The sequence below is a fragment of the Bradyrhizobium sp. LB11.1 genome (assembly GCF_040549385.1).
Classification (GTDB): domain Bacteria; phylum Pseudomonadota; class Alphaproteobacteria; order Rhizobiales; family Xanthobacteraceae; genus Bradyrhizobium.
In genome coordinates, this window is sequence record NZ_JBEPTH010000011.1 from 17,995 (window position 1) to 32,479 (window position 14,485).

Consider the following 14,485-nt stretch of genomic DNA (forward strand, 5'->3'; position numbering starts at 1 on the left):
CGCCAATGGCGCGAGAGGCTGCCGCTGGATCTGTGTCGCGAGCCCGCGCTTTGGCGCTGGGGCTGTCGCGCCATGTCCGAAAGGCGCACCTGCTGGCAGCCTGCCTTCTGATCGGCCTCGGTTCGCCTGTCCAGGCGGCCGATGCGGTCCGGGGCGAGGCGAGTTTTTCGGCCAGCGGCGGCTTCGCCCGTCTCGTAATCAAGCTCGGCGAGGACGTTCCCTCCGAGGTCACGACCGCCGGCTCCATCCTCATCATCCGCTTTGACCGGCCCGTCGACGTTCCCGTCGATCGCGTGCCGGAAGGTGCGCCCGATTACGTCAACTCGGCCCGGCGCGATCCTGACGGCAGTGCGATCCGGCTGTCGCTGGCGCGCCGTGTCACCGTCAACACCATGAATGCCGGCGAGCGCACTTTCGTCGACCTGATGCCGGAAGGCTGGAAGGGGCCGCCGCCGAGCCTGCCTCAGGAAGTTGTCAAGGAGCTTGCCGAGCGCGCGCGTGCGGCCGAGCGTGCGCTGCGCGCCCAACGCGCTGCTGCCGAGAGCAAGAAGCGTCCGCAGATCCGTGTGCGCGCCTCGGTACAGCCGACCTTCGTGCGCTTCGCGTTCGAGATGCCCGACGGCGTCGGCGTCTCCTCCGTGCTCAACGAGCAGAAGCTGACGCTGGCTTTCAACGCCAATCTCAGTTTCGACCTCGCGGATGCCGTCGTCGCAGCGCCGCCGAATGTCGCTTCGATCAAGCAGAAGTCCGATATCGACCAGACCAGTGTCGAGATCGCGCTGATCGGCGATTCCGATGTGCACTCCTTCCGCGACGACAAGAACTACGTCGTCGACATCGCGTTCCAGCCTGACAAAGGCAAGGCGGCTGCGACGCCTGAAGCCACTATCGCGAAGGCCGAATCCGGCGGTCACGGACCCGCCGCCGAAAAGCCGGCGGTCGCAAAGCCGAAGGACGCTCATCGCGAGATCACGCCGCCGACCTCGGAGGCGATTGCGCGCGAAGCCAAGATCGAGGTGACGCCCGAGGCGAAGTCAGAGGCGAAGCCGGAAGCACCCGCCGCGATGCCCCCCGCTGAGGCACCGAAGCCGGCACTGGCGGTTGCAGCACCCGTCACCGAACCGCCGCACGCCCAAGCGCCCGGGGAAGTACCCAAGGAAGCCGCCGCACCGGTCACGCCCGTCAAGCCAGCGGCACCTGCGGTTGCCGAAGCGCCCAAGGAGGTCGTCGAGGAAGCGGCCAAGGAACTGGTCAAGGATGTTCCTAAAGAGGCCGTAAAGGCCGAAACCAAGCCTGCGCCCAAGCCAGCACCTGCTGAGGCGCAAGCCGCGCCGCCGGCTCCTGTTGCCAGCGTCGATGCGCGCCGTGACAGCGATGGCCTGCGCGTGACATTCCCGCTTCCTGTCGCAACGCCGGCCGCCGCGTTCCGCCGCGGCGACACGGTGTGGCTGGTGTTCGACTCGCAGAAGCCGATCGACGTCGAGGCGATCCGCACCAAGGGCGGCGCGATGATCGGTGAGGTCACCCGCATGCCGCTCGAGAAAGGGCAGGCGGTGCGCATCCGTCTCACCCGTCCGCTGGTCTATTCGCTGACCAGCGAGGAGGTGGGCAAGGAGACCAACTGGCTGCTCACGCTCGCCGACAAGATCCAGGCGACGCCGCTGCCGCTGATGATGTCGCGCAACATCACCGATCCAGCGCTCGCCAACATCGCCATCCCCTTTTTCAATCCGGGCCTGTTGCACAAGCTGACCGATCCCGACGCCGGCGACATGCTCTACGTCGTCACCGCGCAACGGCCGGTCCGCGGCTTCATCAAGCGGCAGGATCTCGTCGATCTCTCGCTGCTGGAATCCGCGCACGGCATCGCGATCCGGCCGAATTCCGACGAGGTCGGCGTCGAGGTCGGATCGGATAAGGTCATCCTCGGCAAGAAGGGCGGCCTGACGCTGTCGCCGGTCGACGTTTCGGCCGAGCGCGCACCGACCGCGGTGCGGCCGGTCTTCAATCCCGAGGGCTGGCGCAAGGGCCAGGCGGAAGATTTCTGGACCCGCCAGAGCGATCTGATCATGGCGATCTCGGCCGTCGAGCCGGCGCAGCGTTCGCTGCCGCGGCTCGATCTCGCCCAGTTCTACATGTCGCGCGCGATGTATCACGAAGCCAAGTCCGTGACCGAATTGATGCTGTCCGATCCCCTCAACAAGGAGGAGAGTGCTGCGCTAATCATCCACGCGATCGCGAGCATCCTGATCGGCCGGCCGGCACAGGGCCTGAAGGATCTCGCCAATCCCGTGATCGGCAACAGCCACGACTCGCAGCTGTGGAAGGCGCTCGCCTATGCGCGCCAGGGCAAATGGGCGGATGCCCGCGAAAAATTCAAGAACGTCGAATTCGCCATCGCCTCGCTGCCGCTTGACATCCAGCGCATCGTGACGATGGACGCGATGCACGCCTCGCTCGAGGTGAAGGACTATGCTGGCGCCTCCAAGCGACGCGGCGAGATCGAGGTCATCGGCGTGTCGCCCGAGGCTGCGCCCGGCTTTGCCGTGCTGCGCGGCCGGCTCGCCGAAGCGCTCGGGCACGACAAGGACGCGCTCGACGACTACAAATTCGCGGTCGCCTCGAATGATCGGCCAGCCGCCGCCGAAGCCAAGCAGCTCGAGGTCGCGCTGCGTCAGAAGCGCGACGAGATCAGCAAGGAAGACGCGCTGCGCGAGCTCGAGACGCTGTCGATGACCTGGCGCGGCGACGCGGTCGAGGTCAAGACGCTGCAGATGTTGTCGCAGATGTATTCGGAGAACGGACGCTATCGCGACGCGCTTACCGCGGCGCGCACAGCGACCAAGCTCCAGCCGAACGCGGAAGCCTCGCGCCAGGCGCAGGATCTGGCGTCGGATCTGTTCACGCAGATATTCCTGGGGCCGAAGGGCGACGAGCTGCCGCCAGTCGAGGCGCTCGGGATGTTCTACGAGTTCCGCGAGCTGACGCCGATCGGCCGCCGCGGCGACGAGCTGATCCGCCGCCTGGCCGATCGTCTCGCCTCGATCGATCTGCTCGACCAAGCCGCGGAGCTCCTGCAATACCAGGTTGACCACCGCCTCGAAGGCGCGGCACGTGCGCAGGTCGCAGCCCGCCTTGCCATGATCTATCTCGCCAACCGCAAGCCCGACATGGCGATCACGGCGTTGCGCGCGAGCCGCATCAGCGATCTCTCCGGCGAGTTGCGGCAGCAGCGCCTGCTGCTCGAGGCGCGGGCGCAGAGCGACGTCGGCCGCCATGATCTCGCGCTCGACATCGTCTCCAATGTCTCGGGCCGCGAGGTGCTGCGGCTGCGGTCCGACATTTTCTGGGCGGCGCGGCGCTGGCGCGAGTCCGCCGAGCAGATCGAACTCTATTACGGCGAACGCTTCCGCGACTTCAAGCCGCTCAATGCAGTGGAGAAGAGCGACATCATCCGTGCCGCCGTCGGCTATGCGCTCGCCGACGACTCGATCGGGCTGTCGCGCTTCCGCGAGAAATACGCCCCCCTGATGAGCGAGAGTGCGGACCGGCTCGCCTTCGATATCGCCAGCAAGCCGGCAGGTGCCTCGAGCGCCGAATTCGCCGAAATCGCAAAACTCGCCGCAAGCGTCGACACGCTCGACGGATTCCTCCGCGAGATGAAGCGGCGCTTCCCCGACGCCACCGCGCGTGCACCCGCCGCTCCGCAGGCCAAGGACGAGACCGATCACACCGGCTCGCTGCCGACGATCCCCGTCGTGCGGCAGATCAAGATGACGCGGTAGGAACCTGCTGCTTCTGGCCTCTCGACAGGTGCCGGGCGAGACGGCAACCTATGCGCCTTCATGCCGGGAGAGCGTTGATATGAGCAAGCCTGCCAAGACCGAAGCCGAACTCATCGCCATGGCGCGGGCCGAGTTGAAGGTCCATGCCGACGGTCCCGATGGCTTGACCATCTCGATCGTCCGCGACGGCGATAGCTGGGAGTTCCGCGCCGATGCCGACCAGACGACACGGGATAGGCCCGGCTTCCCCGAAAGTGTCGCCATGCTGGTGCAGATCGGCGATCACCTCAGCAAGCAGTATGACGTGAACGGGTAGGGGCCGATGGCCACTATCCCCCGTAACTCTGCACTAAACTCCCGGCCACCAGCGACCAGCCGTCGACCAGCACGAAGAAGATCAGCTTGAACGGCAGCGAGATCGTCGCGGGCGGCAGCATCATCATGCCCATCGACATCAGCACCGAGGCGACGACGAGGTCGATGATCAGGAAGGGGAGGAACAGCAGGAAGCCGATCTCGAAGGCGCGCTTCAGCTCGGAGATCATGAAGGCGGGGACGAGGATGCGCAGCTCGAGCTCGTCGGGCGTGGCCGGCGGCGGCTCGCCGGAGAGGTCCAGAAACAGCTTCAGGTCTTTCTCGCGAACGTTCTTCTGCATGAATCCGCGCAGGGGGACGGAGGCGCGCTGGAGCGCGTCCTCGACGCTGATCTGGTTGGCGACGAGCGGGCGGATGCCGTCGTCGTAGGATTTTTGCAGCACCGGCCCCATCACGAAGAAGGTGAGGAACATCGCCAGCGCCAGGATCACCGAGTTGGGCGGCGCGGTCGCCGTGCCCATCGCGGTGCGCAGCAGCGACAGCACGACCACGATGCGCGTGAACGACGTCATCATGATCAGGATCGACGGCGCGATCGACAGCACCGTGAGCAGCGCGATCAGCTGGATCGCGCGCTCGGTGACGCCGCCACCGCCCGCACCGCCGCCGCCGCCGAGATTAATGCTGATGTCCTGCGCATGCGCAGGCATTGCGAGCGACGTCGCGGCGATCAGGACAGAAAAAAAGAATACTCTACGCGGGAAGGACGGCAGCCTCACGAAGACGGCTTCGGACGGCCGAGCAGCGAGGCCATCTCGTCTTCGAGATTTTCAAAGCTGGTCTTCTCCGGAGCCGGCCTGGCCGGCGGAGCGGGAGGTGACGGCGGCTCGCTGCGTGCGGCGCGCGGCGGGGCTGCGGGAGGATCCGGCGCAACCGGCGGGGCGATGGTCTCGCCGGAGGGACGACGGAGCGCCGCCTCGAGGCGCTGGGCCATCTCGGCGAGATTTTGCTCGGCACTGGACGGCGCGGCAGCCGCGGCCGGCGGAGCAACGGGCGGAGCCTGCGGCACGGGCGGAGGAGGAGGCGGTGGCGCGGCTGCGCGCTCGGCACGCACCGGCGGCACCTTCACCGGCTCGCTCGCGCGCGGCGGGCGCGGCATCAGCGGCGGCTCGCTGCGCGCAACGCGCGGCGGCATCGGTTCGGGCGAAAAGCCGCCGAGTGCCGGTTCGCCGCGGCGTTCGGCCAGAGCGGGCGCCGGCCGGCGGACTTCGTCGGCGAAGGACGGACGGGCGGGCCGCGGCGGCGGCTCGGGCATCTGCGGCTCGGGATGATCGAGCACTTCGGGTCGCGGCGCTTCGTCGGCCCAGCTGCCGACATCGGGCATCGGGGCGAGGCGCGGCGGCTCGGCGGCGCTGGGACGCTGCGGAATCTGGTCGCGGCCAGCGGCGGCGCGCACGATATTCGGTTCGACGACGATGTCGGTCGGGCCGCCGATCATCAGGAGATGTTCGACATTGTCACGGCGCACCAGCACCAGGCGCCGGCGGCCATCGACCGCGGCAGCGTCGATCACGGCAAGCCGGGGCATCCTGCCGCGCTGAGTGTTGGCGCCGAGCCGGGTGGTCGCGAATCGGCGGACCAGCCACGCCGCGACGCCGATCAACGCCAGCACGACGATGAACGCGACGATGAAGGTGATAGGGCTACCGTTCATACCTGTCCCCGGTAAATGGCGCTTCTCTCGTGCCTATGGTCGGATAGGCCGACCATCGACGTGCGATGCCCCAAAACTGCGATTTCTTAACGTCCCGCGGCATGTTTTGCCGTCCCCAACTCTTAATAACCTATGAATCGCCCGATCCAAAACGACTTCTTGGCCTGTGCAGGGACCGCCAAGCGGTTGGGTTAATATGGCTTTTGTAGCGCGTAGAATCACGGGGGGGAGCAACGCCTGTCTCAATCAGAAACATGGATCCACCGCGCCTTAACCACCTGTTAACCATACACGCGGCAAATTCTGCCTAGCTTCGGACCCCAGGGTCAGCAAGAGGCGGAAGGAGCCGCAACGATGTCCATCAACGATCTTCCGGTGCTGTCGGCGCTTCGCACCAAGATGCAGTGGCACCAGGAACGCCAGCGCGTCCTGTCCGAGAACGTCTCCAATTCCGACACCCCCAATTTCCGGCCGCGCGAGCTGATCGAGCCGAAATTCGACAAGACCGGCGCCCCCACAGGCTCGATGGGGCCGCTGGCCTTGGCCGTCACCAGTGCGTCGCACATGACGCCGTCTGGGGCCTCGAGCTTCGACCAGAACAAGAATGCGGGTTTCGAGACCCGCCCCGCGGGCAATGCCGTCAATCTCGAAGAGGAGATGACGAAGTCCGCCAACAACCAGATGGATTATGCGGCGGTGACCTCGCTCTATTCGAAGAGCCTGCACCTCCTGAAGACCGCGATCGGCAAGGGCTAGAGCTAAGAGAGGCGCATCATGGCGAATGACAGCAGTGACTTTGCCCGCTCGATGGCGATCGCGACCTCCGGGTTGCGAGCGCAGGCCGGGCGCATGCGGGTGATTTCCGAGAACATCGCGAATGCGGATTCGACCGCGTCGACCGCCGGCGGCGATCCCTATCGGCGTAAGGTGCCGACGTTCTCCTCGGCACTCGACCGCACGCTCGACGCGCAGGTCGTTACGCTCGGCAAGATCAAACCCGACCAGTCCAACTTCCGCGTCAAATACGAGCCGAGCAATCCAGCGGCCGATGCCACCGGCAACGTCAAATATCCCAACGTCAATTCGGTGATCGAGATGACCGACATGCGCGATGCGCAGCGGTCCTACGAGGCCAACGTCAACATCATCAGTGCGACGCGCCGGATGATCCAGCGCACGCTCGACATCCTCAAGAGCTGAACAGGACACCTGAGCCATGGCAACACCGTCAATAGCGGCCAATGCTTATGCCAACCTTGCGCGCGTGCTGGAAAATACCGGCGCCGGCAAGGGCAGCGAGGCGAGCGGGCAGTCCTTTGCCTCGCTGCTGAAGGACGCTGTCGGCAGCGTCATGGAGTCCGGCCGCAAGTCTGACGCCCAGACCGTGGCGATGGCCTCCGGCAAGGCCAACGTGATGGACGTGGTGACGGCGGTCGCCGACACCGACGTCGCGGTGTCGACGCTGGTCTCGGTCCGCGACCGCGTGATCGCGGCGTATGAAGACATCATGAAGATGCCGATCTGATGGGGATGGCGAATGGCGAGTGGCGAATTGTTCCCATTCGCAACTCGCTACTCACCATTCGCTTTCTTGCTGCCATCAAGAGAACCAACAACGGAAGTTTGAAATGACCGGACCCGAGACCCTCGACGTCGCCCGCGATGCGATCTGGACCATTGTGATCGTCTCCTCGCCGCTGATGGTGGTCGGGCTCGTGGTGGGCGTGATCGTGTCGCTGTTCCAGGCGCTGACGCAGATTCAGGAGCAGACGCTGGTCTACGTGCCGAAGATCCTGGCCATCTTTGCCACATTGCTACTGGCGTTACCGTTCATGGCCGACGCGCTCCATTCCCACATGCTGCGGATCTCGTCGCGAATCATCGGCGGCTGAGGCACTATGCGCCTAACATGCGCATCGACGTCTCGTTGCTGCCGGCGCTTGCCGCGGCCTTCATGCTCGCCTTCGCCCGGATCGGTGCGATGGTGATGCTGCTGCCGGGGCTCGGCGAGACCAACATCCCGACGCGGATCAAGCTGTCGATCGCGCTTCTTCTGACGCTGATCATCCTGCCGCTGCATCGCAACGCCTACCAGGTCGACATGGGCTCGCTCGCGCCGATGCTGGTGCTGATGCTTCATGAAATCGTGATCGGCATCGTGCTCGGCGCAACCGCGCGCGTGACGCTGTCGGCGCTGCAGGTCGCAGGCGCCGTGATCGCACAGCAGATGGGGCTAGGCTTCGTCACGTCGGTCGATCCGACCCAGGGGCAGCAGGGCGTCCTGGTCGGCAATTTCCTCACCATGCTGGGCGTCACGCTGCTGTTCGCCACCGACAGCCATCATCTGGTGATCGCGGCGTTGAACGACAGCTATGCGATCTTCGCGCCGGGCGAGACCATGTCGAGCGGTGACGTCGCCTCGCTTGCCACGCGGGCCTTTTCCGCCGCGTTCCTGCTCGGCCTGCAGCTGTCGGGACCGTTCCTGGTGTTCGGCCTCGTCTTCAATATCGGGCTCGGCGTGCTGGCGCGGCTGATGCCGCAGATGCAGGTCTATTTCGTCGGCGTGCCGCTGTCGATCTTCGCGGGCTTCATGGTGCTGGCCGTGGTGCTCACGGCGATGATGGGCACTTACCTCGACTACTTCATCGGTGTCATGCACCAGATGCTGCCGCTCAAGTAGGTGATCGATGGCGGAAGACAACGATCCAGAGAGTCAAACAGAAGACCCGACGCAAAAACGTCTCGAAGAGGCGCTTGAACGCGGCGACGTCGCCAAGAGCCAGGAGATCAACACCTGGTTCATGATCGCGGGCGGCACGCTTGTGGTCTCGACCTTCTCCGGCTCGGTCGGTAGTGGATTGCTGACGCCGATGCGCAATCTGCTTGCCAATTCCTGGATGATCAAAACCGACCCCGGGAACCTGCTCGCGCTGATGCAGCAGGTCGAAGTCGCGGTGTTCGCGGCGGTCGGCGTGCCCTTGCTGATGCTGGTGCTGGCTGCGATTGCCGGCAACCTGCTCCAGCACCGGCTGGTGTGGTCGGCGGAATCTCTCACGCCCAAATTCAGCAAGCTCTCGCCGGCTGCCGGCTTCAAGCGCATCTTCGGCAAGCAGGCCGGGGCCAATTTTCTGAAGGGCATCGGCAAGCTCGTCGTGCTCGGTGCGGTCATGACCACGGTTCTGTGGCCTGAGCGGGACCGCATGGAGGCGATGGTCAGGCTCGATCCGATGGCCATGCTGGGCGCCACCACCAGCTTGACCGTTCATCTGCTCGGTGCAGTGGTCGCGGCGCTCGCGATCATCGCCATTGGCGACTATTTCTTCCAGTATCGCAGCTGGTTCCAGCGTCAGAAGATGTCGCTCCAGGAGATCAAGGAAGAGTTCAAGCAGTCCGAAGGCGACCCGCATATCAAGGGCAAGCTCAGGCAGTTGCGCCAGCAGCGCTCCAGGAAGCGCATGATGGCCGCGGTTCCCAAGGCCTCCGTGATCATCACCAACCCGACCCACTATTCGGTGGCGCTGTCCTACGAGCGCGGCATGTCGGCGCCGATCTGCGTCGCCAAGGGCGTCGACAACCTCGCCTTCAAGATCCGGGAGATCGCGCGCGAGCACGACATTCCGATCGTCGAGAACGTGCCGCTGGCCCGCGCGCTTTATGCGACCGCCGAAATCGACAAGGAAATCCCCGTCGAGCACTACCATGCGGTCGCCGAAGTCATCGGCTACGTCATCCGGCTGAAGCGCGGTTTCAGCGCCGCGCAGCAATAAAACCCCCGGAAAGTACCGGAAATGGCTGTAAACTGGGAATCAGCGTACCTTTCGCCCCTGCCGCCCTTGCGTCCGCGGGTCCGATTCAGGCAGGGAGGACCCGACGTGCCCCGTGGCGCGTTGATTCTCTGCCGACAGGCCATATCAGCGTGAAATGACTGCCGAGACCGACCACGACCTGTCACGCGAGCCCGTTGCGGCGCATGAGCCGTCGCCGCGATCTGGCAGCATTGCGCTGGTGCTGCTGGTGGCCACCGGCCTCGTCGCGGTCGCCATCGGGCTGATGACGCTCGGGCGCGCGCAGGCGCAGCCCTATATCCTCGGCATCCTCGCCGTGCTGGCGATGATCGGCCTCTTCAACTTGTTCGCCTTCGCCGCTGGAATCATCCGCTTCGTCGACCGCAATCTCGATGATCCCGTGATGGGTCGAATCGCCGATCACGCCTTCGACGGCCTCGCGGTGACCGATCCGCGCGGCCACGTGGTCTATTCCAACGCGGCCTATCTGACGCTGACCGGCGCCTCCGGCCCGCAGGACGTGAGGCCAGTCGAGCGCGTCTTCATCGGCAACCCTGACGTCTCCGAAGCGGTGTTCCGCCTGCTCAAGGCGGCGCGCGAGGGCAAGCGGCAGCAGGAAGAGGTGCGCATTTCCGGTCAGGACGGCAGCCACGGGCGCTGGCTGCGCATGCGCGTGCGCCCACTCGGCACCGGAAAGCGCGAAGCCAAATATGCGGTGTGGTCGATCGCCGACATTACCCGCGACCGCGAGCGCCAGGAGGACGTGTTCCAGGAACTCCAGCACGCGATCGAGTATCTCGATCACGCGCCGTGTGGCTTCTTCTCGGTCAATCCCGCCGGCGAGCTCGCTTACGTCAACGCGACGCTGGCGAACTGGCTCGACTATGATCTTGCCGAAATCGGCTCGGGCGACCTGAAGCTCGCCGACATCGTCTCCGGCGACGGCGCTTCGCTGCTGTCTTCGATCGTGGCGGTGCCGGGCGAGGTCAAGACCGAAGTCTTCGACATCGATCTGCGCATGCGCACCGGCAAGACCATGCCGGTTCGGCTCTATCACAAGCTTGCCTTCGGTGCCGACGGCGCGCCGGGGCCGTCGCGCACGCTTGTGATCAGCCGTGCACGCGACGAGCGCAGCGATCCCGATCGTGCCGCCGAAGTGCGCTTCATGCGCTTTTTCGACCACACGCCGATGGCGATCGCCACCGTCGATCGCGGCGGCAACGTCGTGCGCGCGAACGCGCGCTACGCCAAGCTCGCGCAGGGCCTCGGGCTCGACAGCGCCAGCAAGTCGATCTTCCGCGCCGTCAATGCGCGCGACCGCCATTTGGTGATTGCGGCCATCAACCAGGCCGCCGAAGGCCAGGCTGACATCTCGCCGGTCGAGGTGGCGCTGGAGGGGACCAAGGAGCGCTGGGGCCAGTTCTTCGTCACGCCGGTGGATGCGGCCGAGAACGACGCTGAAGCTGCGATCGTACATATGCTCGAGACCACCGAGCGGCGCGCGCTGGAGAACCAGATCAACCAGTCGCAGAAGATGGAGACGGTCGGCCAGCTCGCCGGCGGCATCGCCCACGACTTCAACAACGTGCTTTCCGCCATCATGATGGCGAACGACTTCCTGCTGAACGCGCACAAGCCGACCGATCCGTCGTTCCAGGACATCATGCAGATCAAGCAGAACGCGACGCGGGCAGCGACGCTGGTGCGGCAGCTGCTCGCGTTCTCGCGGCGGCAGACGCTGCGGCCGCAGGTGCTCGATCTCGGCGATGCGCTTTCAGATCTCACCATGTTGCTGCGCCGGCTGATCGGCGAGAAGGTCAAGCTCGAGACCATCCACGGCCGCGATCTCTGGCCGGTCAAGGTCGACGTCTCCCAGTTCGAGCAAGTCATCGTCAACCTCGCCGTGAACGCGCGCGACGCCATGCCCGACGGCGGCAAACTCATCATCCGCACCGCCAACGTCAACACCGAGGACGCGGGCAAGCTCGCCTACAAGGGCATGCCGGCGGCGGATTATGTGCGGATCGAGGTCGCCGACACCGGCACCGGCATCCCCGCCGATATCCGCGACAAGATCTTTGAACCGTTCTTCTCGACCAAGGAAGTCGGCAAGGGCACTGGCCTTGGCCTTTCAACCGTGTACGGCATCGTCAAGCAGACCGGCGGCTTCATCTATGTCGATTCCGAGCCGGGGCAGGGCACCTCATTCCACATCTTCCTGCCACGCCATCACGCCGAGCCGGAGGTGCAGGTCGAGCAGCCGGTGGTGGCAGTTGGCGCCGCGAAGGACGCTGCGCCCGGAGCAGGGGAGGCCAAGCCCCGTACCGATCTCACGGGGCAGGGCACCATCCTGCTGGTCGAGGACGAAGAGGGCCTGCGCGCCCTGAACGCACGCGGCCTGCGCTCGCGCGGCTACACCGTCGTCGAGGCCGAGAACGGCGTCGAGGCGATGGAGCTGCTGGACGAACAAAGCGGCGGGATCGATCTCGTCGTCTCCGACGTCGTGATGCCGGAGATGGACGGGCCGACGCTGCTCAAGGCCATGCGGGAGAAGAACCCCGACATCCGCTTCATCTTCGTCTCCGGCTACGCCGAAGATGCCTTCGAGAAAAGCCTGCCCGAGGGACAGCAGTTCGACTTCCTGCCAAAACCATTCACGCTCAGCCAGCTCGTGGCGGCGGTGAAGGAGACGATGACGAAGCAGGGGTGAGGCTTAGCTGTCGCCCCGGCAAAAATCAGGACGACATCGCGGAGATATCATGTGCAAAGCGCCGGTAACTGGCGACCACAGTTCCCGGCCGCACCTCGCCAAACCCACGGCAAATATGGGCTTTGGCCATATCCCCGCGACTGAGGGCCGCAGCCGGGGGTTCCAGAACCGGCTTCCATTTTGTAGAAGGCTGCCCATCTTACTGGCACGTCCCCATGCCGGGGATTTGGGAAACGAACATGAATTTCTCGCAATGGTCCCGCACTCTCGTGAAGACGATTGCCGTCGTCCTGGCGCTTGCGCTGCCGACGGCACTTGCGATGTCCTCCGCTGACGCCCGCGTCGGTGGCGGCTTCTCGTCGGGTTCGCGCGGTGCGCGGACGTTCTCGGCCCCGCCGTCGACTACGACCGCGCCGGGCTCGACCTCGCAATTCAACCGCACCTACAGCCAGCCGGGCGCCGGCATGAACACGGCCGCGCCCGCGCGCGGCGGCCTGTTCGGCCGCGGTGGTGGCTTCCTGGGTGGTCTTGCGGCCGGTTTCCTCGGCGCAGGCCTTCTGGGCATGCTGTTCGGCGGTGGCCTGTTCGGCGGCCTCGGCGGGTTGTCGTCGATCCTGGGTCTGATCATCCAGATCGTGCTTGTCGTGTTCGTGGTGCGGCTGGCGATGTCCTGGTGGCAGCGCCGTAACACGCCGCAGGCGGCCTATGCCGGCACTGACGCCGGTCCGGGACCGCAGACTAGCTATCGCAGGGGCCTCGGTGGAGGTGTCGGCAGTGGTCTTGGTTCAGGTCTTGGCGGCGGTTTCGGCTTCGGCGCCAACAATGCGCCGCTCGAGATCAAGCCTGATGACTACGAGGCGTTCGAGCGCCTGCTCGGCGACATCCAGGCCGCGTGGTCGAATGAGGACGTCGCCAAGCTGCACACGCTCGCGACGCCGGAAATGGTCTCTTATTTCGAGAGGGATCTCGCAGAGAACCGCGCGCGCAATGCCGTCAACAAGGTGACCAACGTCAAGTTGTTGCAGGGCGATCTCGCGGAATCCTGGCGCGAAGGCGAGACTGACTATGCAACGGTGGCGATGCGCTTTGCGCTCACCGACAAGACGGTCGACCGCAACACCGGCGCGATCGTCGCCGGCAGCGAGCAGCCGGGCGAAGTCACTGAAGTCTGGACGTTCGCTCGCCGCGCGGGCAACGCCTGGGAATTGTCGGCGATCCAGCAGACCAACTGATCGCGCGCGATCGGAGACACCAGGGCGTCGTGCTTCCAGCACGGCGCCTTTTTCTTTTGGACGTCTCGCATCGCGGCCCCGGAATAAGCGGACGCGCGTCGGGTTGACATCAGGCGGCCAAATACAAACACAATTGGGAGGACAAGATGATCCGCATCGAGAAATCCGTGACGATGTCAGGCCTCGCGCTCGCCAAGACTGCGCTGGTAATGGCCTTGCTTGCGGCGCCAGCGGCGCAAGCACAGTCGGCTGGCATGACCTTCTTCGTGACCTCCAACGGTCTTGGCAAGGGTGCCGATCTCGGCGGCCTCGATGGCGCCGACGCGCAGTGCCAGAAGCTGGCGCAGGCCGGCGGCGCCGCCGCAAAAACCTGGCACGCCTATCTCTCGACGCAAGCCGCCGACGGCAAGCCCGCCGTCAACGCAAAAGACCGCATCGGCAAGGGACCGTGGCAGAACGCCAAGGGCGTGGTGATCGCCAAGGACGTTGCCGATCTGCATGGCGCGGCCAACAACCTGACCAAGCAAACCGCGCTGAGCGAGAAGGGGGACGTCATCAACGGCCGCGGCGACACGCCGAACCGGCATGACATCCTCACGGGATCGCAAGCCGACGGCACCGCCTTTGCCGCGGGTGACGACAAGACCTGCAAAAACTGGACGTCGAGCACGCAAGGTGCGGCGATGCTCGGTCATGTCGATCGTCAAGGTCTGCGCGACGACGAGCCGTCAAGGTCCTGGAACAGCTCTCACCCCTCGCGCGGACCCGACGGCGGCTGCTCGCAGGCCGATCTGAAGACCACCGGCGGCGACGGCCTGCTGTATTGTTTTGCGGCGAATTGAGAGGCTCTCTCCTCCGTCATTGCGAGCGCAGCGAAGCAATCCAGACTGTCGCCGCCGAGGGACTCTGGATTGCTTCGCTGCGCTCGCAATGACGAGTGTGGG

The 14,485-nt window shown here is 65.3% G+C and carries 13 protein-coding genes; 11 read left to right on the forward strand and 2 right to left on the reverse strand.

Annotation, left to right across the window (positions count from 1 at the left end; all coding sequences use genetic code 11):
- Positions 1–5: 5 nt before the first annotated feature.
- Positions 6–3,785 carry a tetratricopeptide repeat protein gene (locus ABIA96_RS25740; RefSeq protein WP_354139840.1) on the forward strand — a complete coding sequence of 1,260 codons (3,780 nt, stop codon included), beginning with the start codon at positions 6–8 and terminating at the stop codon, positions 3,783–3,785.
- A 79-nt stretch (positions 3,786–3,864) separates the two neighbouring features.
- Positions 3,865–4,101, forward strand: a complete 237-nt coding sequence (locus tag ABIA96_RS25745) for a hypothetical protein (protein WP_354139841.1) — start codon at positions 3,865–3,867, stop codon at positions 4,099–4,101.
- A 13-nt stretch (positions 4,102–4,114) separates the two neighbouring features.
- Here the strand turns inward: ABIA96_RS25745 and fliP are convergent, their stop codons facing one another.
- Both fliP and ABIA96_RS25755 read right to left on the reverse strand, forming a co-directional pair.
- The gene (gene fliP / locus ABIA96_RS25750) at positions 4,115–4,879 is read right to left on the reverse strand and encodes a flagellar type III secretion system pore protein FliP (RefSeq protein WP_354139842.1); all 765 of its coding nucleotides are present in this window, start codon (positions 4,877–4,879) and stop codon (positions 4,115–4,117) included.
- Complete coding sequence (locus ABIA96_RS25755) at positions 4,876–5,814, reverse strand: flagellar biosynthetic protein FliO (protein ID WP_354139843.1); 939 nt, start codon at positions 5,812–5,814, stop codon at positions 4,876–4,878. The genes fliP and ABIA96_RS25755 overlap by 4 nt, the downstream gene beginning before the upstream one ends.
- A gap of 354 nt (positions 5,815–6,168) precedes the next feature.
- Here ABIA96_RS25755 and flgB point away from each other — a divergent pair, with 354 nt between their 5' ends.
- The 9 genes from flgB (at position 6,169) to ABIA96_RS25800 (ending at position 14,383) form a co-directional block, all read left to right on the forward strand.
- Positions 6,169–6,570 carry a flagellar basal body rod protein FlgB gene (gene flgB, locus ABIA96_RS25760; protein WP_354139844.1) on the forward strand — a complete coding sequence of 134 codons (402 nt, stop codon included), beginning with the start codon at positions 6,169–6,171 and terminating at the stop codon, positions 6,568–6,570.
- 18 nt (positions 6,571–6,588) lie between these two features.
- The gene (gene flgC, locus ABIA96_RS25765) at positions 6,589–7,014 is read left to right on the forward strand and encodes a flagellar basal body rod protein FlgC (RefSeq protein WP_354139845.1); all 426 of its coding nucleotides are present in this window, start codon (positions 6,589–6,591) and stop codon (positions 7,012–7,014) included.
- Between the two features lie 16 nt (positions 7,015–7,030).
- Positions 7,031–7,339, forward strand: coding sequence for a flagellar hook-basal body complex protein FliE (fliE, locus tag ABIA96_RS25770; protein ID WP_354139846.1), 309 nt, complete (start codon positions 7,031–7,033; stop codon positions 7,337–7,339).
- 103 nt (positions 7,340–7,442) lie between these two features.
- On the forward strand, positions 7,443–7,706 hold the full coding sequence (fliQ, locus tag ABIA96_RS25775) for a flagellar biosynthesis protein FliQ (RefSeq protein ID WP_200519485.1): 264 nt from the start codon (positions 7,443–7,445) through the stop codon (positions 7,704–7,706).
- 17 nt (positions 7,707–7,723) lie between these two features.
- Positions 7,724–8,494: a flagellar biosynthetic protein FliR gene (gene fliR, locus ABIA96_RS25780; RefSeq protein ID WP_354139847.1), complete on the forward strand. Its 771-nt coding sequence runs from the start codon at positions 7,724–7,726 to the stop codon at positions 8,492–8,494.
- Between the two features lie 7 nt (positions 8,495–8,501).
- Entirely contained in the window at positions 8,502–9,581 is a 1,080-nt protein-coding gene (flhB, locus tag ABIA96_RS25785; RefSeq protein ID WP_354139848.1) for a flagellar biosynthesis protein FlhB, read from the forward strand.
- Positions 9,582–9,735: 154 nt separating this feature from the next.
- The gene (cckA, locus tag ABIA96_RS25790; protein WP_354139849.1) at positions 9,736–12,309 is read left to right on the forward strand and encodes a cell cycle histidine kinase CckA; all 2,574 of its coding nucleotides are present in this window, start codon (positions 9,736–9,738) and stop codon (positions 12,307–12,309) included.
- A gap of 215 nt (positions 12,310–12,524) precedes the next feature.
- Complete coding sequence (locus tag ABIA96_RS25795; RefSeq protein ID WP_354139850.1) at positions 12,525–13,541, forward strand: Tim44 domain-containing protein; 1,017 nt, start codon at positions 12,525–12,527, stop codon at positions 13,539–13,541.
- 146 nt (positions 13,542–13,687) lie between these two features.
- A complete protein-coding gene (locus ABIA96_RS25800) occupies positions 13,688–14,383 on the forward strand; it encodes a lectin (protein ID WP_354139851.1) in 696 nt (231 codons plus the stop codon).
- The last annotated feature ends 102 nt before the right edge of the window (positions 14,384–14,485 follow it).